The organism is Geodermatophilus sp. SYSU D01045 (assembly GCF_054050295.1).
The window spans coordinates 48066-70874 of record NZ_JBJGZB010000017.1 but is presented as its reverse complement, the minus strand read 5'-3'; the positions used below and the strand labels follow the sequence as shown (position 1 = coordinate 70874).

Genomic DNA, 22809 nt, shown 5'->3' with positions numbered 1-22809 from the left:
CTTCATCAGGTCGGGGGAGTGCACTCACGCATCGTCAGGGGAGAGCATCGACCTCCCCCCGGTCGGTGGCGTGAACTGGCCGTTCATCCCATGCGGTCTCACGCTGCGTGACCGACCAGTCGAAGGGTGGCCGTGACCGAGGAACGAAGCGCCGCACTCCTCGTGCGGGTCTGGCTCGAGGGCGCGACCGACGAGTTCCGGGCCCGGGTGACGGCGGTCGGTCTCGGTACGTCCGAAGAGGACCGGACGGTGGCGCTCGCCTCGTCGCCGCGTGAAGTCGTCGATGCGGTCGGTGAGTGGCTGCAGGATTTCCTCGGTGACGGAACGCGACCGATTGACAACTGAAGCCGTCAGCTCGGACCCTGGGCGCTCCGAGGCTCCTGCTCCTTCGCCCCTCCTCCGCAGAAGGTGCCCCTGGGGGTGACACGCCATGCCTGTGGTCGTGACTCCACGGATCTCCCTGCTCGACGGGTTCACCATCCACCTCGGGAACGGGCCCGGCCACGGAGGGGGTGACGACCTCCCGCGAGGGGTCCAACGCCTGGTGGCGCATGTCTGTCTGTCCGGTCGCCCACCGCGGGCCACCGTCGTCGGACACCTGTGGCCCGACGTCTCGGAAGCGCACGCGCACGGCAGCCTCCGCACGGCGCTGTGGCGCCTGCAGCGGGTGGCTCCCGGGCTGGTGCACGCGTCCGGTGACGTCCTCTCCCTCGCCGAGGGCGTCCGGGTCGACGTGCGGGAGCTGGGGGAGTGGGCTCGGCGGGTCCGGGACCCGACCTGCGCCCTGGCCGACGTCGCCGTCCCCGACGTCGGCCTGCGGGGCGAGCTGCTGCCCGGCTGGTACGACGACTGGGTCCTCCTCGAGCGCGAACGGCTGCGGCAGCTGCGCATGCACGCGCTGGAGGAGGCGGCCACCCGGCTGGCCGCGGCCGGGCAGTACGGCGATGCCCTGCAGGCCGCCTATGCCGCCGTGCGTGCCGAGCCGTTGCGGGAGAGCGCTCACCGCGTGGTGATCCGCGTGCACCTGACCGAGGGCAACGTCACCGAGGCGCTGCGGGCGTACGAGCAGTTCAGGGACGTCCTCGCCGGGGAGATGGGTGTCCAGCCGAGCGACAGGATGACGCGGCTGGTGGTGGGGCTGCGTCCGGCTGTCGGCTCGTCGCGGGCTGCCGGCGGTGCCGCGCCCGTGGCGCCGCGCTGACCGCTGCCACCCGGCCCCGTCCGCCACGGATCCGCCCGGCACCGCGTCGTCACCGCCCGGCCGTCCGACCCGACCGCACCGAGCAGGTCACCGGCGTCGGCAGCCGGGGAGCGACCGCGGGACCCGTCGGATCAGATGTCCCGGACGTGCAGGTGGAACGCCCGGTTCTGGGGGTTGCCCGCGGCGTTGAAGGTCCTGACCTTCAGGATCTCGGGGCTGCCCATGTCCCCGAGCTCGGCCGTGACGAACCCGGCGGTCTGGTCCGTGTCGTCCGCAGGGGCGAGAGTCGGCTGCCACAGCCAAGCGCTGATGTCCTCCGGGAACGTCACGTCGTACTCGCCGACCGCCACCCGGTCGGGGTCGATCCCCGGATCCGACCTGCGGGCCGATCCGCCGGACACGTTCACGACGATGGCGTAGCTCTTCACGGCTGCCTCCCCATCCCCTCCGCCGACCTCCGGGATCCTGATGACCTGCCCGACCCTGATGACGTCCGGGTCGGTGATCTGGGGGTTCACGGCAAGGATCTCGGCGACGGTGACGCCGAACTTCTTCGCGATCTTGTTCAGGGTGTCGCCTGCCACGACGGTGTAGTCGAAAGTGGCCACTTCGTCCTCCTGAGAGTGCCCTCTGCGATGAGGTCGGTGACGCTCGGGCGTCCACCCCGGTCCCTGGTGCGCTCACCCGGTCGGGAGCCGGGTGACTTCCTCGGTCGTCGACGTCCAGCCCCCGATCTCCCTGGGGGACCGCAGCGGACGTGCGGCGCGGTCCGCAGCCGGGATGCCGCAGGACCCGTGGGTCAGCCGGCCAGCATCCCGCTGACCAGGGCGCGCCAGGTGATCGGACCGACGATGCCGTCGACGACCACCTCGGGGTGGTCGAGGGACAGCGACTTCTGGAAGCTCCGGACGGCCTCGTCGGTCTCGGGCCCGAAGACGCCGTCGATCTGCAGGTCCTGGCTCGGGTCGTCCGTGCCGCTGCGGAACCGGAACTCCTCCTGCACCCCCCGGACGGCGTCGCCCCGGCTGCCCTTCCGTACCCCGATGACCAACGCCGACCAGGTACGGGGCCCCACGACGCCGTCGACGGAGGTCTTCCGTGTGACCTGGAGTGCTCGTACTGCGGCGTCGGTCCTCGGCCCGAAGACGCCGTCGACCTCGAGTCGGTGGCCGTGGGCGCGGAGGAGGTGCTGCACCGTCCGGACCGGGTGCTCCGGATGGCCCTTCTCCACCGACGGCCACGGGAGGACGGACTCGGCCACGTGATCCCCCTCCTCCAGGGAGGCTCGGCCGCTCAGAGCGAGTGGACCCGTGCGACGCCCGGAGCAGCCGTCTCCGTGCCTGCTCAGTGTCCGGCCACCACGTCACCGGACCGTCACCCCGGCATCACGGGAGCCGGAGCGCGTCCCGGGCGGGGCGTCGTGCCGCCCGCAGCCATCGGCCACCCTGCCCGGGCCGCCCGCCGTCCCGGCGCCGACGGGCCCGTCGGGACGCCACCGAACGGTCCGGCGGCAGTGGTCCCCTCCCGCGGCGCGAGATGCATTCCCCTGGTCGCCCGGACCTCCTACCGTGATCCGGAGCCAGTGGTCGTCACGTCGTGATGACGGAGGCGCACGATGACCATCGCCCCGGCGCCCATCGTCAGCCGCCCGAGCGGGATGCCCCCGGTGACGCGGGGTGCGCGGCTCTCGAACCTGCTGCGGACCACGGACCACAAGACCATCGGGTTGATGTACCTGGTGACGTCGTTCGCCTGGTTCATCGTCGGCGGCTTCATGGCCATGCTGATCCGCGGTGAGCTGGGCCAGCCCGGGCTGCAGTTCCTCTCGCCCGAGCAGTACAACCAGCTGTTCACCATGCACGGCACGATCATGCTGCTGTTCTTCGCGACGCCGCTGTTCTTCGCGTTCGGCAACCTGATCATGCCGCTGCAGATCGGCTCCCCCGACGTCGCCTTCCCGCGGCTGAACGCCTTCTCGTACTGGCTGTTCCTGTTCGGCAGCCTGATCGCGGTCGCGGGTTTCTTCACCCCCAACGGCGCCGCGGACTTCGGCTGGTACGCCTACACCCCGCTGTCCGACGCCGTCCACTCCCCGGGCGTGGGCGCGAACCTGTGGATCGCGGGCCTGGCGGTCAGCGGCCTCGGGACCATCCTGGGGGCGGTCAACTTCACCACGACGATCGCCTGCCTGCGGGCGCCGGGCATGACGATGTTCCGGATGCCGATCTTCACCTGGAACACGCTGGTCACCAGCGTGCTGGTGCTGTTCGCGTTCCCGATCCTCACCGCGGCCCTGATGGCGCTGCTGGCCGACCGCAACCTGGGCGCCGTCGTCTACACGGACGAGAACGGCGGGCCGATGCTGTGGCAGCACCTGTTCTGGTTCTTCGGCCACCCCGAGGTCTACATCATCGCGCTGCCGTTCTTCGGCATCATCACCGAGGTCATCCCGGTGTTCTCGCGGAAGCCGCTGTTCGGCTACAAGGGCATGGTCGGCGCGACGCTGCTCATCGGCGGGCTGTCGATCACCGTCTGGGCGCACCACATGTACGCCACCGGCGCGGTGCTGCTGCCGTTCTTCGCGTTCCTCACCTACCTGATCGCGGTGCCGACCGGGATCAAGTTCTTCAACTGGATCGGCACCATGTGGCGCGGCCAGCTGACGTTCGAGACGCCGATGCTGTGGTCGGTGGGCTTCCTGGTGACCTTCCTGCTCGGTGGGCTCACCGGTGTGCTGCTGGCCAGCCCGCCGCTGGACTGGCACGTCAACGACAGCTACTTCGTCGTCGCCCACTTCCACTACGTCGTGTTCGGCACCGTGGTGTTCGCGGCCAACGCCGGCATCGCCTTCTGGTTCCCAAAGCTGTGCGGCCGGATGCTCGACGAGCGCCTCGGGAAACTGCAGTTCTGGATGACCTTCATCGGCTTCCACGGCACGTTCCTGGTCCAGCACTGGCTGGGCACCGAGGGCATGCCGCGCCGGTACGTCGACTACCTGCCCACCGACGGGTTCACCGCGCTGAACACCGTCTCGACGATCTTCTCCTTCGTCCTCGGCGCCTCCATCGTGCCGTTCCTCTACAACGTGGTGATGTCGTGGAAGTACGGCCGGCTCGCGCTGCGCGACGACCCGTGGGGCCACGGCAACTCGCTGGAGTGGGCCACGTCCTCGCCGCCGCCGCGGCACAACTTCACCGCGATCCCGCGGATCCGGTCGGAGCGCCCGGCGTTCGAGGCGCACTACCCGCACCTGGTCGAGCGGCTGCACGCCGAGGCGCACGTCGGCAAGCGGCAGGAGCCCTACGGCGGTGTCAGCGAGCTGGTCAGCGGCACCGGCCCGCGTCAGGGTCCCAACGACCCCGACTTCACCTGACCCGCCGGCCCGGACGGCGCGCCGGTCCCGGGCCCGCCGGGCGGGCCGGTCAGTCGACGGCCCCGGGGACGACGGCGAACATCCGCTCGCGCACCGTTTCGCGCAGCCGGAGCGTCTGCTCGATCCGGAGGAACTGCTCCTCGGACGCCGGCAGCCCGAACACGTCGGAGAGGAAGCGGGGCAGGTCTGCCCGGTAGTCGTGCTGCGTCGCCCCGAAGGGCCCGGACGTCTGCGCGTTCTTCATGTCCACGAGGCTCTGGAAGAACGTCGTCACCGGCCGCCACCGCATCGCCGGGGGGACGCCGCGGGGACTGCCGTCGGCGACGGGCTCCGGGCGGGGCCGGGCGGGGCCCAGCCAGTCCGGCGGGTACCAGAGCAGGTCCGGGCCGAACCTGGTGACGCCGTCGTTGTCGTGGCTGAGCAGGACGAAGCGGGGCCGACTGCCGCGCTGCTCCACCAGGTCGGCGTACTGCGCGTGGTCGTTGACGACGGCCACGGCGTCGGGGTCGACGTCGAGGCGGTCGCCGCGGGTGACCTCGTGCATCCACCCGCTGCCGTACGGCGTGCCGATCCACAGCGCCCGGTCGATGCCCATCGCGTCGGGCCCGAGCGTGCCCCAGTGCAGGAACACGTCCTGGCTGGTGTGCGCGCCGAGGCTCTCGCCGAACACGACGACGCGCGGACGGGGACCGGGACGCTCGCGGAGACGCTGCAGGATCCGCAGCCACAGCAGCCGGTTCTGCTCCCGTGCCCGGGCGACCATGCCGAGGGACAGCGGCGACGGGCGGCGCGAGTACTGCAGGGCAACGGTGGCCACGTCGCCGAGCGCGAGGTACTGCAGCGCGGCCACGGCGACGTAGTTGACGTAGCCGGTGCCGGTCGGCGAGACCAGGACCAGCAGCGACCGGTCGAACGCGCCGGTCCGCTCCAGCTCCGCCATCGCGAGGTCCACCCGTGCCCGCGGGGTCGGCGCGTTGTCCAGCCCCACGTACACCTGGACGGGGGTGGCCCGGGCGGGCGCGCCCATGACGGTCGGGATCGACAGGTCCGGCACGCCGTCCGGACGGTCCGGGAGTGGCTCGGGGCGGACGGAGGCGAGCGCGTGCAGCCGGCCGTCGCGCCCCATGCCCTCCCACGCGACGAGGCTGCCGGGGCCGCCGCTCACCGTCGGCGGCACCCAGCGGTCGTCCGCGCCCGCCTCCAGCACCGGGACGTCGACCGAGGTCCTCGCCTCGATCCGCCGCATCGCCCGGTGCCAGACCACGGAGGCGGCGAGCGCCATGCCGGCCAGGAAACCCGCGTGGCCCGCCGGCCGCCAGACCTCCGGCGGCCCGGGCAGCACCGCGGCCAGCCGGTGGGCGACGAGGTCGACGAGGGCGTGCTCGCCGTAGGCGACGCCGGCGAAGGAGCCGACGACCCCCGTCGCGACGCCGAGGGACGACAGCGGCGGCGGGGCCTCCGCCCCGGCCGTGTCCGCGGCGTCCTCACCTGCGCGCAGCCGGTCGAGCACGTAGGCGAACGCCAGACCGAGGGGGACCGACAGCGGGACGGAGGCGAGGCGTCCGTGCAGCCGGAGGCGGTCGTCGAGCGCCTGCGCACCGATGCGGGCCCCACCCAGCAGCGCGCTGCCGAACCCCGTGGCACCGAGCCGCCAGGCCGCCTGGCGCAGGACGCCGCGGAGCGGGTCGCCGGCCCGCGGCGGGAGGGCCCGGAGCGCCGCCAGCCCGAGCGGCACGGCCGCGCAGTCGACCGCGATCGTCCCGGCGCCGCGCACCGACGAGGAGGGCGTCTCCCTGAGGAGCAGCCGGGCCGTGGCCTCCAGCGCGTCCTGCGTCCCGGCGGAGAGCAGGTAGTGCAGGCCCGTGGCCAGCCCGGTCACCAGTCCCTGGTCCGCCGCGCTGCGGGAGGAGAGGGAGGGGGCGAACGTCCCGGGCGCCATCGCCGCTGCCACGACCAGACCGACGTCGGGCGCGGTGCTCCTGGCCGTCGGGCCCCCGGTGCGCTGCCGTCCCGACCGTGACCGTCCCGTCCGGGCCCGTGCGCGTGTCATGCCCGCATGGTGGGGCGACGGGGCGGGCCGCGGTTCATCCTCCCGGTAGGAGCCGGGCGATCCGGGAGACTCCCGGAGTCCGTGCACCGACGAGTGGAGCGGGCATGACGGTGGAACCGACGACGAGGCCGTCGGGCGCCGGGACGGACGCCGGCACCGGCCGGCTGCGGCAGCCGCCGGGGGCCGACCCGGTGGCGGCGGAACGGGGGAGGCGACGCGGATGACCCCGTCCGCCGCCCGCCGCGCGCGGTACCGCAGGGTCTCCGGCGAGGTCGTGCTCGTGCTGGCGGCGGTGCGCGTGGCCGACCAGCGCCTGCACCCGCCGTGGTGGGTCCGCGCGCTGGAGGGGACCGGCCTCGTCGCCTGGGCCCGGCGGGAGGGGCTGACCTGGTCGCAGCTCGGGCTGGACCCGGGCCGCGTGCGGGCCGGAGCCCGGTGGGGACTCGGCGCGGGCGCCGTCGTCGCCGGCGCCTACGTGGTCGGCCTGGTGGTGCCGGCCGCCCGACCGGCGTTCCAGGACGTGCGCTACGACCTGGTCCTCCCGGAGGCGCTGGAGAAGGCGATCGTCGACATCCCGTTCGGCACGGTGACGCTCGAGGAGCTCGCCTTCCGGTCGGTCCTCTGGGGTGTGCTCGCGCGGCACCTGCGGCCGTGGCGGGTGCTGGCCACGACCTCGGCGCTGTTCGGGTCGTGGCACGTCCTCCCCTCGCTGGACCTGGGGGAGACCAACCGCGGCGTGTCCGGGGCGGTCGGCGGTGCGGGGAGAGCGGTCGTCGTGGCGGCGACCGTCGGGGTCACCGCGGTCGGCGGGCTGGTCTTCGGTGAGCTGCGCCGGCGCAGCGGCAGCGTGCTCGCCGGCGCGGTCGCGCACTGGGCCACGAACGCCCTCGGGGTGCTGGCCGGGCTGGTGGCCTGGCGCCTGGAGCGGCAGCGGGCGCCGTGGCGCCGCGGACCCCGTGCAGCCTCCGTGCAGGCAGTCGACCCCACCGTCGGCGCCTGACACACCCCACCCGCCGGCGCTCGGGTCGGCCGGCGGTGTACGACGATCACCCCGTCGACCGGCGGCCCCCACCACGCCGGTCGGGAGAGGGGACACCCGTGACCAGCACCCCGGTGCCGCTGTGGCAGGACGAGCCGTACCGCCCGCGGTCCCCGCTGGCGGGGGAGGTGCGGGCGGACGCGTGCGTCGTCGGCGCCGGCGTCGGCGGGCTGGCGACCGCCCGGCGGCTGCTCGACGCCGGCCTGTCGGTCGTCGTGCTCGACCGGAACGAGGTGGCGTCGGGCGCGAGCGGCCGCAACGGCGGCTTCTTCATCGCCGGTGCCGCGCCGATGTACCACGAGACCCGCCGGCTGTGGGGGCGCGAGCGGGCGACGGCGGTGCACGCCGCGACGCTGGCCGCCCAGCGGGAGGTGCTGGAGGTGGCCGAGGCGGTCGGTGCGCGCCCGCACTTCCGGGTCGACGGGCTGCTCCGGCTCGCCGTCGACGCGGCCGAGGCCGACGACGTCCGGGCCAACGCGGCCGCGCTCGCCGAGGACGGCTTCCCCGGACAGCTCGTGGCGGGCGACGACCTCCCCGGCCCGCTCGCCCGGCCGGAGCGGGCCGGACTGCTGTTCCCGCACGACGGGTCGGTGCACCCGGTCCGCTGGCTGCGGGCGCTCGCCGCCGCGCTGGAGGCGCGCGGGGCGCGCGTCTTCGAGCACTCGGCGGTGGTCGCGCCGCCGGCCGCCGAGGGGGACGGCGTCGTCGTGCGGACCGCGGCCGGGACGGTGCGCTGCGACCGGGCGGTCGTGGCCGTCGACGGCGACCTCGCGGCGCTGGTGCCCACGGCGGCGGCCGTGCGCCCGCGGCGGCTCAACATGCTGGCCACCGCGCCGCTCGCCGAGCGGGTCCTGCCGTTCCCGGTGTACGCGCGGTACGGCCACGAGTACGTGCACCAGACGGCGGACGGCCGGATCGCGCTGGGCGGGTTCTCCGACCTCGACGGGGACGCGAGCTGGACCGACCGCGCCGAGGTCTCCGCGCCGGTGCAGGCGCGGCTGGACCGCTGGCTGCGCGAGGAGCTGCGGGTGGACGCGCCGGTCACCCACCGGTGGGCCGGCGTCGTGGGCTTCGCCGAGGACCCCCTGCCCCGGTGCGGGCCGGTGCCCGGCACCGACGGTCGGGTGCTCGCGCTGGGCGGCTACAACGGCACCGGCCACGTGCAGGCGTGGGTCGCCTCCGGCGTGGTGGCGGACCTCGTCGTCACCGGCGCGAGCTCCTCCGCCGGGCTCTACGCCCCCGTCGACGCCTGAGCGCCGAGCAGCCGCCGGTGGACCACGGCGCCGGGGCTGAGGGCGAGCAGGGCGTCGGTGAGCGCGTCGGCCGCGGCGTGCGCCTCGTCGTCGGTCATCGGGTCCAGCACGTCCAGGACGAACAGCGCGCTGGTGGTGGCGGTCGTGATCCGGGTGCGGACGCCCTGGCGCCAGTTCCAGCGGCGGCAGGTGACCCCGGCGTCGTCGCGCCACACCACCTCGCCGGGTTCCGGGTGCTCGACGGCGGGCTCGCCGTCCGCGGTGGTGTCGAAGGGCTCGCTGCCGTCGGCGCGGACCAGCCGCGGCGGGCCGGCGTAGGCGGCGCGGTCCTCCCCGCCGAGCGGCAGCAGGTGGGCGACGGAGACGGCGTTGTAGACGTCGGTGATCCGGTCGATGCGCGGCAGCCCGTCCGGGTCGAGACGGCGCAGCAGCGCCTCGACGCTGGGCCGGGTGCGCTGCGGCTTGGCGCCGAAGGCCCGGTAGGCCTCCCGCCAGGCGGCCGGGTGCGGCAGCTCCTCGGGCCTGCGCCCGTCCAGTCGCGCCCGCGCGGTGGCCTCGGCGGCGGCGAGGACGCGCTCGCTGGCCGCGTCGCCGGGGCCGCCCTGCAGCCCGTCGGCGGTCAGCAGCAGCGCCCGGTAGTCCGGGCGCAGGGCGAGCACGGCGTCGTCGACGGCGGCCGCGGCCAGCCACTCCTGCGGGTCGGTCATCTGCGTCCTCCGGTCACGTCGGGCTGGAACACGGTCAGGGTGAAGCGGGCGGGGCCGGCCGCGTCGGCGGGGGCGGCGTAGCCGTGGGGGACGTCGCCGGCGAAGGCCGCGGAGTCCCCGGCGTCCAGCCGCTCGGTGCGGTCCCCGACGCGCAGGTCGACCGGGCCCTCGAGCACCAGCAGCAGCTCCCGGGTGCCGGCGCTGTGCGGCTCGCTGCCGTGCTCCTCGCCCGGGTGCAGGGTCCAGTCCCACAGCTCGACGACGTCGGGCGGCTCGGTGCCGGCGACCAGCAGTGCCCGCCCGCCGTGCGGGCCGCGCCACAGCACCGGTGCCTCCCCGGCCGTGGTGACGGTCAGGGCGCGGGGGCGCTCGACGTCGACGAGCACGGGCAGGCCGACGCCGAGCGCGTCGCTGATCCGCAGCAGGGTGGCGATGCTCGGGTTGCCCTCGCCGTGCTCGATGGTGATGACCATGCGGCGGCTGACGCCGGAGCGGTCGGCCAGCTCGTCGAGGGTCCAGCCGCGGGCGGTGCGGTGCTGCCGGACACGCCGGCCGATCAGCTCGTTGACCCCGGGCGCCTGCGCCATCCCGCTCCCTCCCCGTACGCTGCCTTCGATAGTGCAACATACTGCACCAGAGGAGGCGGTGTCCGTGGAGCTGCGGGCTGAGACCCGCCTGGCGGTCCTGGGGCGGGGGAGCGGGGCGCCCGGGCAGCCGCTGAACGTCCCGATCGTGCCGGCGTCGAACTTCCGCGCCGCCCCGGCCGGGACGGCGGGGCGGGAGTACTCCCGCGACGACGGCACGCCCGGCTGGGAGGCGTTCGAGTATCTGGTCGGCGACCTCGAGGGCGGCGCCGCGGTGGCCTTCTCCTCCGGGATGGCGGCGATCGCCGCGGTGCTCGAACTGCTGCCCGTGGGGGCGCGGGTGGTGGTGCCCCGGGACAGCTACACCGGCCTGCGCGCCCTGCTCGCGGACGGCGTCGCGGCCGGCGGGCGCTGGGCGGTGCGCACGGTGGACACGTCGGACGCCGGCGCGCTCGCCGCCGCGGCCGGCGACGCGGACCTGGTCTGGCTGGAGACGCCGAGCAACCCGCTGCTCCAGGTCGTCGACGTCGCCGCGGCCGCCGCCGCGAGCGGCGCGCTCGTCGCCGTGGACAACACCTTCGCCACCCCGCTGCTGCAGAACCCGCTGCGGCTCGGCGCCGACTTCGCCGTCCACAGCGCGACCAAGGCGATCGGCGGCCACTCCGACCTGCTGCTCGGCGTGGTGGTGTGCCGCCGCCCGGAGGACCGGGCGCGGTTGGCCCGCCGGCGCGAGGTCGCCGGGGCCACGCCGGGCGCGCTGGAGGCGTTCCTCGCGCTGCGCGGCGCCCGCACCCTCGCCGTGCGGCTGCGCCAGGCGCAGGAGTCGGCGGGGGAGCTCGCCCGCCGGCTGGCCGCGCACCCCGCGGTGGCGCGGGTGCGCTACCCGGGCCTGCCCGGCGACCCGCACGCCGCCCTGGCCGCCCGGCAGATGCGCGGGCCCGGCTCGGTGCTCGCCTTCGAGGTCGCCGACGCCGCCACCGCGGACGCGGTGTGCGCGCACGTCCGGGTCGTCGCGTCCGCCACCAGCCTCGGGGGCGTCGAGTCGACGGTCGAGCGGCGGGCGAAGCTGCCCGGGCAGGAGCACGTGCCGGCCGGGCTGGTGCGCCTCAGCGTCGGGATCGAGCACGTCGAGGACCTGTGGGCCGACCTCGCCGCCGCGCTGGAGGCCACCGCCTGGTACCGGGTACCGCCCGGGGAGGTGGGTACCGGCGGGACGGGTCCAGACCGTGACCCGGCACCACGACCCGGCCGCAGGTCCCCGACGGACCCGGCCGAGGAGTGGAGGGATCCCGTGGCCGACAGTCTCCCGCCGGTGGTCGAGCGCATCCACGAGGAGGTGCTCCGCCGCAACCCTGCGGAGCCGGAGTTCCACCAGGCGGTCCGCGAGGTGCTCGAGTCGCTCGCCGTGGTGCTCAGCCGGCACGGCGAGTACACCGAGATGAAGACCGTCGAGCGGATCTGCGAGCCCGAACGGCAGGTCATCTTCCGGGTGCCCTGGCAGGACGACTCGGGCGAGGTGCAGATCAACCGGGGATTCCGCGTCGAGTTCAACTCGGCGCTGGGTCCCTACAAGGGCGGGCTGCGCTTCCACCCGTCGGTCAACCTCGGGATCGTCAAGTTCCTGGGGTTCGAGCAGGTGTTCAAGAACGCGCTCACCGGCATGCCCATCGGCGGCGGCAAGGGCGGCTCCGACTTCGACCCCAAGGGCCGGTCGGACGCCGAGGTCATGCGCTTCTGCCAGTCGTTCATGACGGAGCTCTACCGGCACCTCGGCGAGTACACCGACGTGCCCGCCGGCGACATCGGCGTGGGCTCCCGGGAGATCGGCTACCTGTTCGGCCAGTACAAACGGATCACCAACCGCTACGAGTCCGGGGTCATCACCGGCAAGGGCCTGGGCTGGGGCGGCGCGCTGGTCCGCACCGAGGCCACCGGCTACGGGGCGGCCTTCTTCGCCGAGGCGATGATGGAGACGGCCGGGGAGTCGTTCGACGGCCGGCGCGTCACCGTCAGCGGTTCGGGCAACGTCGCCGTCTACGCGATCGAGAAGGTCCACCAGCTCGGGGGCACCGTGGTCGCCTGCTCGGACTCCAGCGGCCACGTCGTCGACGAGAAGGGCATCGACCTCGAGGTCCTCAAGCAGGTGAAGGAGGTCGAGCGGGCCCGGATCGGCGAGTACGCCGAGCGGGTCGGCTCGGCGTCGTTCGTGGCCGGCGGCAGCGTCTGGGACGTGCCCTGCGACGTCGCGATCCCCAGCGCGACGCAGAACGAGCTCGACGGCGACGCCGCCGCGGTCCTCGCCCGCGCCGGCTGCCGCTACGTCGTCGAGGGGGCCAACATGCCGGCCACGCCCGACGCGGTCCGGGTGTTCCGCGAGGCCGGGGTCGCGTTCGCGCCCGGCAAGGCCGCCAACGCCGGGGGCGTGGCCACCTCCGCGCTGGAGATGCAGCAGAACGCCTCCCGCGACCGCTGGACCTTCGAGCACACCGAGGCCCGGCTGGAGGAGATCATGCGCGGCATCCACGAGCGGTGCCACGCCACCGCCGAGGAGTACGGCTCCCCGGGTGACCTGGTCCTCGGCGCGAACGTGGCCGGCTTCCTGCAGGTGGCCGAGGCCGTCCACGCGCACGGCCTGGTCTGAGGCGGGGCGAGGGTGACGGCCCGGTCTCCGTTGCCCCCGGGCGAGCGCCGGGTCTAGCGTCCGCGGACGTCAGCACGGGGGACCCGTCCCACCCCTCGGGAGCCTGCCATGCTGGACGACAGCCGCGTCGCGGCGAACATCCCGGCGAGCGACATCGACCGGGCGCGCACCTTCTACGCCGACAAGCTGGGCCTCACCCCGGTCCGCGAGCTCATGGGCGAGGTCCTGGAGTACGAGACCGCCGGGGGTACCCGCTTCGGCGTCTACCGGACCGACTACGCCGGGCAGGCCGGGCACACCATCGCCCAGTTCCACGTCGACGACGTCGAGGCCCAGGTGAAGGAGCTCAAGTCCCGCGGCGTCGCCTTCGAGGTGTACGAGGACATGCCCGGCGTCGAGTGGAGCGGGGAGATCGCCTCGATCCCCGGCATGGGCCGCGCCGCCTGGTTCACGGACAGCGAGGGCAACGTCCTGTGCATCGACCAGGAGGACGGCCGCGCCTGACGCGGGTCACCCGGCAGGACCCCGGGCCGCTCCACCGGGCCCGCGTCCACCGGCCCGGCCCCGGACGCGGCACGGCCCGCCTCCCCGGCAGGGGAGGCGGGCCGTGAGGGGGTCGTGCGTCAGCGCGGGTCGCCGGCCAGCTCCGGCTCGCGCCCGGGCTCCGGGTGCCGCTCCAGCGCGGCGCCCTCGACGTCGAGCACCGGCAGCCAGCGCAGCCAGCGCGGCAGCCACCAGGCGGCCTTCCCGAGCAGCGCCAGCGCGGCGGGCACCAGCACCATCCGGACGACGAACGCGTCGAACAGGATGCCGATGGCGAGCGCGAAGGCGATCGACTTGATCGTCGCCTCGCCGGCCGGGACGAACCCGGCGAAGACGCTGAACATGATCAGCGCGGCGGCGACGACGACCGGGGCGGCCTGCCGGAAGCCGGTGCGGATCGCCTCCAGCGGCGGGGTGCCGTGGCTGTGCGCCTCGTGCATCCGCGACACCAGGAACACCTGGTAGTCCATGGCCAGGCCGAACAGGATGCCGATGACCAGGATCGGCGTGAGGCTCAGCAGCGGCCCGGTGGTGTCGAGGTTGACCACGTCGGCCAGCCACCCCCACTGGAACACCGCCACGGTCGCGCCGAGCGAGGCGCCGATGGTCAGTAGGAAGCCCAGGACGCCGACCAGCGGCACGAGCAGCGACCGGAAGACCAGCACGAGCAGCACCAGCGCCAGCCCGACGACGAGCAGCAGGTACTTCGGCAGCGCCTGGTCCAGGCTCTGCGCGACGTCGACGCTGACCGCCGTCGCGCCGGTGACGTAGGCGTCGACGCCGTCCAGGTCGGCCAGCTGCGCGCGCAGGTCGGCGACGAGCTGCTCGGTGGCCTGCGTGGTCGGGCCCGACTCCGGGATGACGGTGAGCAGCGCGGCGGTGTCGTCGGCGTTCGGGACCGGCGGCGCGACCAGCGCGACGTCGTCGAGGCCGCTGACCGCACCCGCGGCCTGCCCGGCGGCCTCGGCGGCCCGGTCGCCCTCGAAGAGCACGGTGATCGGGCCGTTGAAACCCTCGCCGAAGCCCTCGGCGAGCAGCGCATCGGCGCGGGCGGCGGAGGTCCCCTCGGCCGGCGACTGGATCAGCGTGGTCTGCATGGAGGCGACCGGGATCGCGATCACGCCGAGGCCCACGATGGCCAGCAGCAGCGAAGCCGTGCGGAACCGGGTGACGGTGCCGACCCAGCCGCCGAGGAGGCCCCGCGTGCGGGCCGGCGCCGGGATCCCGCCGGTCGCCGCGGCACGGCGCTTCCGGGGCAGCACCCGGTGCCCGAGCAGGGCGAGCACCGCCGGCACCAGCGTGAGCGCCACCAGCACCGCGACGACGATCGTCGCGGCCGCGGCCAGACCCATCTGGGTCAGGAACGGGATGCCGGCGACGAACAGGCCGGCCAGCGCGATGACGACGGTGAGGCCGGCGGTGACCACCGCGGAGCCGGCCGTGCCGACGGCCAGCCCGATGGACCGGCGGACGTCGGTGCCCCGCAGCAGCTCCTGCCGGTGCCGGGTGACGATGAACAGCGTGTAGTCGATGCCGACGGCCAGGCCGAGCATCGCGGCGAGGATCGGTGTGGTCGAGGACAGGTCGACGAAGCCGGTGGCGATGGTGATGCCGAGGACGCCGACGCCCACGCCGACGAGCGCCGTCAGCAGGTTCATGCCGGCCACCGCGAGCGCGCCGTAGGTGACGGCCAGGACGACCAGCGCGACGACGACGCCGAGGACCTCGGCCGGGCCGCCGACGGCCGGCACCTCCTCCAGCGCCTGCCCGGTGACCTCGACGGTCAGCCCGGTGTCACGGGCGTCGGCGACGGCGTCGCGCAGCGCGTCCTGCTCCTCGGGGGTCACCCCGCCGGCCTCGGCGTCGTAGGTGACGGTGCTGTAGCCGACCGTCTGCTGCGGGTCGACCGACGGCGCGGCGGGGTCCAGCGGGTCGGTCGCGGACACGACGCCGGGCAGCCCGCCCAGCGTGCCGGCCAGCTCGGTGACCGCGGCGGCGTTCTCCGGCGTGGTCAGCGTGGCGCCCTCGGGGGCGGCGACGACGACCCGCGCGGACACGCCGCCGGCGCCCGCGCCGAACTCCTCGCCGATCCGCTCCAGCGCGGTCGTGGACTCCTGGCCGGGGATGGAGAAGCTGGTCGACGTCGGCCCGGAGAGGGTGACCGCGCCGACGCCGCCGGCCACGAGGACCAGCAGCCACACGGCGAGGACGGCGAACCGGTGCCGCGCGGAGGAGGTCCCGAGACGGGACAACAGGACTGCCATGGACGATCAGGCCTCCGCCTGGGTGGGGTGGGAAGGGGTCGCGCGCGGACGGCGGTGGCCGAGCGCGTCGAAGCAGGTCGCGACGACGTACGGCCGCCACGCCGGGGTCAGGTCCGCCTGGCGGGCCGCCAGGGTGAGGACGGCGAGCGCTCCGAGCGCGCCGACCACGCGGACGCACCGCTCGGGTCCGGCGGTCTCCGGGTCGACACCGAAGGCGGCCAGCGCCATCGCGCCGGCCCCCTCGGTGAGCGACCCCTCGGCGCCGGGCTCGCCCTGCGTGGCCGGCGCCAGGAGCAGGGCGACGACGCCGGGGTGGGCCAGGGCGACGTCGACGAGCACCTCGACGGCGCGGCGGTCCCGGGCCGGGCCCAGCGGCAGGTGCGCCACCTGGTCGAGCACCCGCTCGCCGAGCGTCTCCGCCTGCGCGAGCACGGCCTCGTGCAGGGCGTCCTTGCTGGGGTAGTGGTGCAGCAGCCCGGCCTTGGACAGGCCGACCGCGTCGGCGACGTCCTGCACCGACGTCTTGGCGTAGCCGCGCCGGGCGAAGAGGGCGGCGGCGCGGTCGAGGATCCCCTCGTCGATCTGCTGCCGGAACGGTCGGGCCACGGTGCCAGGCTACGGCCGACCGACCGATCCGGTCGGCGGACCGCCCGATCCGGTCGGCGTGGATTCGCTCACAGCGTCCCGCTGGCCGGGAGTCGCTCCCGGCTCCCCGCGTACGCCGGGCGAGGATGACGACATGACGACACGCAGGAGGGTCGGCCCGGCGGACGCGCGCTCGTGGCTCCTCGTCAACGGCGCCCGTCCCGAGCTCTTCGCGGAGCGGTACGCCTCGCGCGCCGACCAGGTGGTGCTCGACATCGAGGACGCCGTCGACCCGGCCCGCAAGGACGAGGCCCGCGCCGTGGTCGTCGACTGGCTGCGGGACGGCGACCGGTCGACCTGGGTGCGGATCAACGACCACTCGACGCCGTTCTGGGAGGACGACGTCGCCGCCCTCGCCGGCCTGCCCGGGCTCGCCGGCGTGATGCTGGCCAAGACCGAGGCCGGCGAGCACGTCACCGAGACCTTCGACCGGCTCGGCGGCTCGACGCCGGTGCTCGCGCTGGTGGAGTCGGCGCTGGGCATCGAGGAGGCGGTGGGCATCGCCCGCGCCCGCGGCGCCTTCCGGCTCGCCTTCGGCAGCGGCGACTACCGCCGCGACACCGGCACCAGCGCCGACGAGCTGGCGATGGCCTACCCGCGCTCCCGGCTGGTCGTGGCCAGCCGCATCGGTGGCCTGCCCGGCCCGATCGACGGCCCCACGGTGAGCACCAGCCACCCGGTGCTGCGCGAGCAGTCGGCGGTCACCGTGACCCTCGGGCTCACCGGCAAGCTGTGCCTGGACCCCGAGCAGGCGCCGGTCATCAACGAGGTGATCAGCCCCGCGCCGTCGGACGTCGCGTGGGCGCTGGACTTCCTCGCCGACTTCGAGGCGCGCGGCCAGGTCATCCGCGACGGCAGCGACCTGCCCCGCCTGGGCCGGGCCCGCAAGATCGAGCGGCTGGCCGAGACCTTCGGCGTCCGGCCCGCCTGATCGGGTCGCCCGTCGGGCGGGTCGTGGTGCCGGGGGCCTCCAGGGCCCAGGATGGGGCTCTCGTCCCGTCCTGAGCAGGAGGTCCCATGACCCGGCAGCTGCCCCGCTCGGCCTCGGTCGTCGTCGTCGGCGGCGGGGTCGTCGGGCTGGCCACGGCGTACGAGCTCGCCCTGGCCGGGGTGCGCGACGTCGTCCTGCTCGAGCGGGACGCCCTCGGGTCGGGCTCGACGTGCCGGGCCGCCGGGGGCGTGCGGGCGATGTTCTCCGACCCGGTGAACGTCGCCCTCGGCGCCCGCAGCCTGGAGACCTTCCGCGACTTCCCGGCCCGCTTCGGCCAGGAGATCGACTTCGCCCCGGTCGGCTACCTGTTCCTGCTCGACGACGCCGCGGCCGTCGCGGACTTCGAGGCCGCGGTCGCGCTGCAGAACGACCTCGGCGTGCCCAGCCGGATGGTCGACGTCGCCGAGGCGGTGCGGCTGTCCCCGATGGTCGACCCGGACGGGCTGCTGGCGGCGGCGTGGTCGCCCACCGACGGGCACTGCACGCCCGAGTCGGTCGTGCTCGGCTACGCCTCCGCCGCCCGGCGGGCCGGGGTGACCGTGCTGCCGCACTGCCCGGCGACCGGCATCGACGTCCGCGAGGGGCGGGTCACCGCGGTCACCACGGCGGCGGGCACGGTCGAGACCGAGGCCGTGGTCTGTGCGGCCGGCCCGTGGTCGGCGCAGGTCGGCGCCTGGGCCGGCGTCGACCTGCCGGTGAGCCCGCTGCGCCGGCAGATCCTGGTCACCGAGCCGGTGCCCGGCCTGGACCCGCACACGCCGTTCACCATCGACTTCGGCACCTCGTTCTACTTCCACCGGGAGGGCGAGGGCCTGCTCATGGGCATGTCCGACCCCGACGAGACCCCCGGCTTCCGGCTCACCCGCTCCGACGCCTGGCTGCCGCGGCTGGGCGCGGCGATCGAGCGGCGGGCGCCCGCACTGGCCGGCGTCGGCGTCGCCAGCGGGTGGGCGGGCCTGTACGAGATGACCCCGGACCACAACGCCCTCATCGGCCGCGCCGCCGACGTCGAGGGCTTCCTGTACGCCACCGGCTTCTCCGGCCACGGCTTCCTCATGGGGCCGGCCGTCGGGGAGGTCGTGCGGGACCTGTACGTCGGCGCGCAGCCGTTCGTCGACGTCTCCGGTCTGGACGTCCGCCGGTTCGCCGGCGCCGGCGTCCGCCCCGAGCTCAACATCGTGTAAGGACCCCCGTGCCCCCACCGCTCGCACCCTCGCGGCGGGCCCCTGCACGGGGGCCGCGACCACAGAAGGAGTACCCCTGTGACCACCCTGCCCACCGCTGGGGACCTCGCGCGCCTGGCGGCCGACGCCGCCGGCCGGTGCGGCGTCGACCTCGACGCGATCGCGGGCGACTTCCCGGTGACCTCCCCGGTGAACGGGCAGCGGGTCGCCTCGCTGCGCCGGGACACCGCGGCCGACGTCGCGGCCGCCGTCGACCGCGCCGGCGAGGCGTTCCGCACCTGGCGCACGGTCCCGGCGCCGGTGCGCGGCGCGCTGGTCCGGCGGTTCGGCGAGCTGCTGCGCGAGCACAAGACCGACCTCGCCACCCTGGTGAGCGTCGAGGTCGGCAAGATCACCTCCGAGGCGGCCGGTGAGGTCCAGGAGATGATCGACATCTGCGAGTTCGCCGTCGGCCTCTCGCGGCAGCTGTACGGCCGCACGATCAGCTCCGAGCGCCCCGGCCACCGGCTGATGGAGACCTGGCACCCGCTCGGCGTCGTCGGCGTCATCAGCGCGTTCAACTTCCCGGTCGCCGTCTGGTCGTGGAACACCGCGCTCGCGCTGGTCTGCGGCGACCCCGTCGTCTGGAAGCCCTCGGAGCTCGCGCCGCTGTCCGCCCTCGCGTCCGCCGCGCTGCTGGACCGGGCGATCGCGGAGACCGGCGCGCCGGAGGGCCTGAGCCAGGTCGTGCTCGGCGGCGCCGACGTCGGCGAGGCGCTGGTGGAGTCGCCCGGGGTGGCGCTGCTGTCGGCGACCGGGTCGACGCGGATGGGCCGGCTGGTCGGGCCGCGGGTGGCCGACCGCTTCGGCCGGTCGCTGCTGGAGCTCGGCGGCAACAACGCCGCGATCGTCACGCCGTCGGCCGACCTCGACCTCGCCACCCGCGGGATCGTCTTCTCCGCCGCCGGCACCGCCGGGCAGCGCTGCACCACGATGCGCCGGCTGATCGCGCACGTCGACGTCGTCGACGCCCTCACCGAGCGGGTCGCGGCCGCCTACCGCCGGCTGCCGATCGGGTCGCCGCTGGAGCCGGGCACGCTGGTCGGGCCGCTGATCCACGACGCCGCGTTCAAGGCGATGCAGGACGCGCTCGAGGCCGCCCGTCAGCAGGGCGGGGAGGTGCTGGCCGGCGGCGGACGGCGCCTGGCCGACGAGGCGCCGGACGCCTGGTACGCCGAGCCCGCGCTGGTCCGGATGCCCGGGCAGACCGACATCGTCCGGCAGGAGACGTTCGCGCCGATCCTCTACGTGCTGCCCTACCGCACGCTGGAGGAGGCGGTGGCGCTCAACAACGACGTCCCGCAGGGGCTGTCGTCGAGCATCTTCACCTCCGACCAGGCCGAGGCCGAGCGCTTCCTCGCCGCCGACGGTTCCGACTGCGGCATCGCCAACGTCAACATCGGCACCTCGGGGGCGGAGATCGGCGGCGCGTTCGGCGGGGAGAAGCACACCGGCGGCGGCCGCGAGTCCGGCTCGGACGCCTGGAAGGGCTACATGCGCCGGGCCACCAACACGATCAACTTCTCCGGTGAGCTGCCGCTCGCGCAGGGGGTCGAGTTCCCCATCTGACGGCGGCGGGGTGACCCGGGCCGGCCGCCCGGGTCACCCCTCGCCGTGGAGGGCGAGCACCCGCGGGCCGAGGGCGTCCAGGGTCAGTCGTGTCCCGTCGACCGCCACCCGGGTGCGGGTCCGCTCGTGCGGCCGGCGGCCGGCCAGCCGCAGGGCGAGCAGGGCGGCGAGCGCGGGCACCCGGTCGCCGGGGACGGCGACGGGGACCCCCGGGAGCCGGGAGACCGGGCCGCTCCACCCCGGGAGCGTGGCGCTCACCAGGCCGGCGACCCGGACGGAACGGCGGAGGGGGTCGGCCAGGAGCAGGTCGAGCACCTCCTCCGGCCGCTCGCGGGCGGTCAGCACGACCGGCGCGCCGGCCCCGGTCACCCGGTGCGGCCAGGCCGCGTCCCCGCTGTCCACCGCGCCCGGGACGGCGTCGCCGTGCACGAGGGTCACCGGACGGCGCCCGTCCGGCGGCGGCACGTGGTCGCCCGTCGCGGGCGGGAGGCCGACCTCGGCACCGGTGTCGGCCGCGGCGGCCTCGACCAGCCGGGTGACCGTGCCGGCCACGGTGGTGCCGCCGGTGGGGCGGCCGACCGTCCACCCGCCGGGGACCGGCCGCACCCGGACACCGCGGGGAGCGGCGGTCCCGACCACCGCGGCCACCGCCGCCCGCGCCGCGGAGGAGCCGAGGACGGGGGAGGCCCAGTCCTCGGCCGTCCCGGCGCCGCACGCACCGCACACCTGGAGACCTCCGTTCGGCCGGACGGGTGGGTCCCCGCCGGCGGCGGGTGGGGGAGCCGGCCGTCAGGCCCGGCGGGGGCGGCGCGCCGTGAAGTCGTCGGCGATCTCGTCGAAGGTCGTCCACCGGACGCCCTCGTGGGCGTTCACGTGCTCGATGAGCCGCTCGAGCATGAGGAGCACCTGCGGCCGGCCGGAGACGTCGGGGTGCACGGTGAAGGTGACCACCGCGTACTCCATCTCCCGGTGGACCCAGTCGAACTGGTCCTGCCACATCTCGCCGAGGTGGCGGGGGCTGACGAACCCGTGGCTGTTCGGGCTGGCCTTGATGAACATCATCGGCGGGAGGTCGTCGAGGTACCAGTTCGCCGGGATCTCGACGAGGTCGGTCTCCCGGCCCCGGACCAGCGGCTTCATCCAGGTGTCGGCCGGCCGGGAGTAGTCGATCTTCGTCCAGCTGTCGCCGACCCGGACGTAGTAGGGCTCGAAGTCCCGGTGCATGAGCGAGTGGTCGTACTTGATGCCGCGCTCGAGGAGCAGCTCGTTGGTGACGGGGGAGAACTCCCACCACGGCGCGACGTAGCCGGTCGGGCGGCGGCCGGCCCGCTCCTCGATCAGCTCGATGCAGCGGTCGAGCACCGCGGACTCCTGCTCGCGGCTCATCGCGATGGGGTTCTCGTGGCTGTAGCCGTGGACGCCGATCTCGTGCCCGGCCGCCACGCAGGCGTCGAACTGCTCCGGGAACGTCTCGATGGAGTGGCCCGGCCAGAACCAGGTGCTCGGCATCTCGTTGCGGCGGAAGAGCTCGAGCATGCGCGGCACGCCGACCTCGCCGGCGAAGATGCCGCGCGAGATGTCGTCCGGCGAGTCCTCGCCGCCGTAGGACCCCAGCCAGCCGCCCACCGCGTCGACGTCGACGCCGAAGGCGCAGAGGATCTCCTTGGGCATGCACCTCTCCTCTCGGGTTCCCCGGACCGCGGCGTGCGGCCGGGGTCGTACCTGGGGCTCGCCGGTCAGCCGGCGGTCCGGGCCCGCCAGCCGGCGCGGACGGCGTCCGGGTCGCGGTCCAGCGCCAGCAGGACGGCCAGCAGCACGCGCGCCTGGGAGGGCCGGAGCAGGCCGGCGGGGAGCGCCCCCGCGGCCTGCAGGTCGGTCCCCCCGCCGTCGCCGTAGAGGGCGGCGACCGGGCCGGCCGCCACCCGCGTCGAGGTGACGACGACGACGCCGGCGTCGGTGAGCTCGCGGACGGCCCGGCAGATGACGGGGTTGGCGTTGCCGGCGCCCGTCGCCTCCAGGACGATCCCCCGGGCGCCGGCCGCGGCGAAGGCGTGCAGCGCGGTGGCGTCGGCATCGGGGTGGCAGGCCACGACGTCGACGCGGATCCCGGCCGGGTCGACGCGGGCGAGGTCGAGGGGAGCGGAGCGGCGGGCCGAGCGCTCCAGGAGGAGGGCGCCATCCCGGACCCAGCCCAGCGGACCCGCGTCCGGCGCGGTGAAGGTGTCGGCCGCCAGCGTGTGACCCTTGCGCGTGCCCCGCGCCGGGAACACGCGCCCGCCGAAGGCGATCAGGACGCCCTGGTCCCGGGCGGCCGGGCTCGCGGCGACGGTGACCGCGTCGGCGAGGTTGCGCGGCCCGTCGCTGTCCGGGGCGTCCGCCGGCCGCTGGGCGCCGGTGAGCACGACCGGCCGGGGGTCGCGGTGGAGCAGGTCGAGGAAGAAGGCCGTCTCCTCGGTCGTGTCCGTGCCGTGCGTGACGACCACCCCGTCGACCTCCGGGTCGGCCAGCTCCTCGGCCACCGCGGACGCGACGGCGTGCATGCGCTCGAGCGTCATCAGGTAGCTGCCGACGCGCAGCACGTCCCGGACCCGCAGGCGGGTGCCGGTGTCCCCGGCCAGCCGGGCGACGAGGTCGGCCCCGCTGTCCTGCGCCGTCGACACCCCGCCCGCGTCGGCGCGGGTCGCGATCGTGCCGCCGGTCGCGAGCACCGTCACGAGCGCCATGGG

At 75.2% G+C, this 22809-nt stretch carries 20 protein-coding genes; 10 read left to right on the top strand and 10 right to left on the bottom strand.

All coding sequences use genetic code 11. From position 1 onward, the window contains the following. The first annotated feature begins 132 nt into the window (after positions 1-132). A complete protein-coding gene (locus ACI798_RS15610) occupies positions 133-345 on the top strand; it encodes a hypothetical protein (RefSeq protein WP_457048335.1) in 213 nt (70 codons plus the stop codon). 199 nt (positions 346-544) lie between these two features. Next, positions 545-1201: an AfsR/SARP family transcriptional regulator gene (locus ACI798_RS15605; protein ID WP_456941668.1), complete on the top strand. Its 657-nt coding sequence runs from the start codon at positions 545-547 to the stop codon at positions 1199-1201. 131 nt (positions 1202-1332) lie between these two features. Here the strand turns inward: ACI798_RS15605 and ACI798_RS15600 are convergent, their stop codons facing one another. Both ACI798_RS15600 and ACI798_RS15595 read right to left on the bottom strand, forming a co-directional pair. Then, complete coding sequence (locus ACI798_RS15600; RefSeq protein ID WP_456941669.1) at positions 1333-1809, bottom strand: LysM peptidoglycan-binding domain-containing protein; 477 nt, start codon at positions 1807-1809, stop codon at positions 1333-1335. 191 nt (positions 1810-2000) lie between these two features. Beyond that, the gene (locus tag ACI798_RS15595) at positions 2001-2462 is read right to left on the bottom strand and encodes a peptidoglycan-binding domain-containing protein (protein WP_457048334.1); all 462 of its coding nucleotides are present in this window, start codon (positions 2460-2462) and stop codon (positions 2001-2003) included. A 354-nt stretch (positions 2463-2816) separates the two neighbouring features. Here ACI798_RS15595 and ctaD point away from each other — a divergent pair, with 354 nt between their 5' ends. Next, positions 2817-4574 carry an aa3-type cytochrome oxidase subunit I gene (ctaD, locus tag ACI798_RS15590; protein WP_457048333.1) on the top strand — a complete coding sequence of 586 codons (1758 nt, stop codon included), beginning with the start codon at positions 2817-2819 and terminating at the stop codon, positions 4572-4574. A gap of 49 nt (positions 4575-4623) precedes the next feature. On the opposite strand, the gene ACI798_RS15585 is transcribed toward ctaD, so the two are convergent. After that, positions 4624-6525 (bottom strand): alpha/beta-hydrolase family protein, encoded by a 1902-nt coding sequence (locus ACI798_RS15585; RefSeq protein WP_457048332.1) that lies wholly within the window; start codon positions 6523-6525, stop codon positions 4624-4626. 319 nt (positions 6526-6844) lie between these two features. On the opposite strand from ACI798_RS15585, the gene ACI798_RS15580 reads away from it, so the two are divergent. Together ACI798_RS15580 and ACI798_RS15575 are read left to right on the top strand one after the other, a co-directional pair. Then, entirely contained in the window at positions 6845-7624 is a 780-nt protein-coding gene (locus ACI798_RS15580) for a CPBP family intramembrane glutamic endopeptidase (RefSeq protein WP_457048331.1), read from the top strand. Between the two features lie 98 nt (positions 7625-7722). Beyond that, on the top strand, positions 7723-8916 hold the full coding sequence (locus ACI798_RS15575; RefSeq protein WP_456941674.1) for an NAD(P)/FAD-dependent oxidoreductase: 1194 nt from the start codon (positions 7723-7725) through the stop codon (positions 8914-8916). Here the strand turns inward: ACI798_RS15575 and ACI798_RS15570 are convergent. Beyond that, positions 8895-9623, bottom strand: coding sequence for a B3/B4 domain-containing protein (locus tag ACI798_RS15570; protein ID WP_457048330.1), 729 nt, complete (start codon positions 9621-9623; stop codon positions 8895-8897). The two genes, ACI798_RS15575 and ACI798_RS15570, sit on opposite strands and share 22 nt — an antisense overlap. Then, positions 9620-10210, bottom strand: coding sequence for a helix-turn-helix domain-containing protein (locus tag ACI798_RS15565; RefSeq protein WP_457048329.1), 591 nt, complete (start codon positions 10208-10210; stop codon positions 9620-9622). Before ACI798_RS15565 ends, ACI798_RS15570 begins: the two co-directional genes overlap by 4 nt. 64 nt (positions 10211-10274) lie before the next feature. Here ACI798_RS15565 and gdhA point away from each other — a divergent pair, with 64 nt between their 5' ends. Both gdhA and ACI798_RS15555 read left to right on the top strand, forming a co-directional pair. Then, positions 10275-12848, top strand: a complete 2574-nt coding sequence (gdhA, locus tag ACI798_RS15560) for an NADP-specific glutamate dehydrogenase (protein ID WP_457048328.1) — start codon at positions 10275-10277, stop codon at positions 12846-12848. A 108-nt stretch (positions 12849-12956) separates the two neighbouring features. Continuing rightward, positions 12957-13352 carry a VOC family protein gene (locus tag ACI798_RS15555; protein WP_456941679.1) on the top strand — a complete coding sequence of 132 codons (396 nt, stop codon included), beginning with the start codon at positions 12957-12959 and terminating at the stop codon, positions 13350-13352. Between the two features lie 119 nt (positions 13353-13471). On the opposite strand, the gene ACI798_RS15550 is transcribed toward ACI798_RS15555, so the two are convergent. Both ACI798_RS15550 and ACI798_RS15545 read right to left on the bottom strand, forming a co-directional pair. Further along, entirely contained in the window at positions 13472-15655 is a 2184-nt protein-coding gene (locus ACI798_RS15550) for an MMPL family transporter (RefSeq protein WP_457048327.1), read from the bottom strand. Between the two features lie 6 nt (positions 15656-15661). Continuing rightward, positions 15662-16261 carry a TetR/AcrR family transcriptional regulator gene (locus tag ACI798_RS15545; protein ID WP_456941681.1) on the bottom strand — a complete coding sequence of 200 codons (600 nt, stop codon included), beginning with the start codon at positions 16259-16261 and terminating at the stop codon, positions 15662-15664. 133 nt (positions 16262-16394) lie between these two features. On the opposite strand from ACI798_RS15545, the gene ACI798_RS15540 reads away from it, so the two are divergent. From ACI798_RS15540 to amaB, 3 genes are all read left to right on the top strand, one after another. Then, complete coding sequence (locus tag ACI798_RS15540) at positions 16395-17231, top strand: HpcH/HpaI aldolase/citrate lyase family protein (protein WP_456941682.1); 837 nt, start codon at positions 16395-16397, stop codon at positions 17229-17231. Positions 17232-17317: 86 nt separating this feature from the next. Further along, complete coding sequence (locus tag ACI798_RS15535) at positions 17318-18475, top strand: NAD(P)/FAD-dependent oxidoreductase (protein ID WP_457048326.1); 1158 nt, start codon at positions 17318-17320, stop codon at positions 18473-18475. 78 nt (positions 18476-18553) lie between these two features. Continuing rightward, positions 18554-20083 carry an L-piperidine-6-carboxylate dehydrogenase gene (amaB, locus tag ACI798_RS15530; RefSeq protein ID WP_457048325.1) on the top strand — a complete coding sequence of 510 codons (1530 nt, stop codon included), beginning with the start codon at positions 18554-18556 and terminating at the stop codon, positions 20081-20083. Between the two features lie 33 nt (positions 20084-20116). Here amaB and ACI798_RS15525 read toward each other — a convergent pair whose 3' ends face one another. The 3 genes from ACI798_RS15525 to ACI798_RS15515 form a co-directional block, all read right to left on the bottom strand. Further along, positions 20117-20809: a hypothetical protein gene (locus tag ACI798_RS15525; RefSeq protein ID WP_456941685.1), complete on the bottom strand. Its 693-nt coding sequence runs from the start codon at positions 20807-20809 to the stop codon at positions 20117-20119. 63 nt (positions 20810-20872) lie between these two features. Then, a complete protein-coding gene (locus ACI798_RS15520; protein WP_456941686.1) occupies positions 20873-21754 on the bottom strand; it encodes a polysaccharide deacetylase family protein in 882 nt (293 codons plus the stop codon). A 65-nt stretch (positions 21755-21819) separates the two neighbouring features. Next, the gene (locus ACI798_RS15515; protein WP_456941687.1) at positions 21820-22806 is read right to left on the bottom strand and encodes an asparaginase; all 987 of its coding nucleotides are present in this window, start codon (positions 22804-22806) and stop codon (positions 21820-21822) included. Positions 22807-22809: the final 3 nt, after the last annotated feature.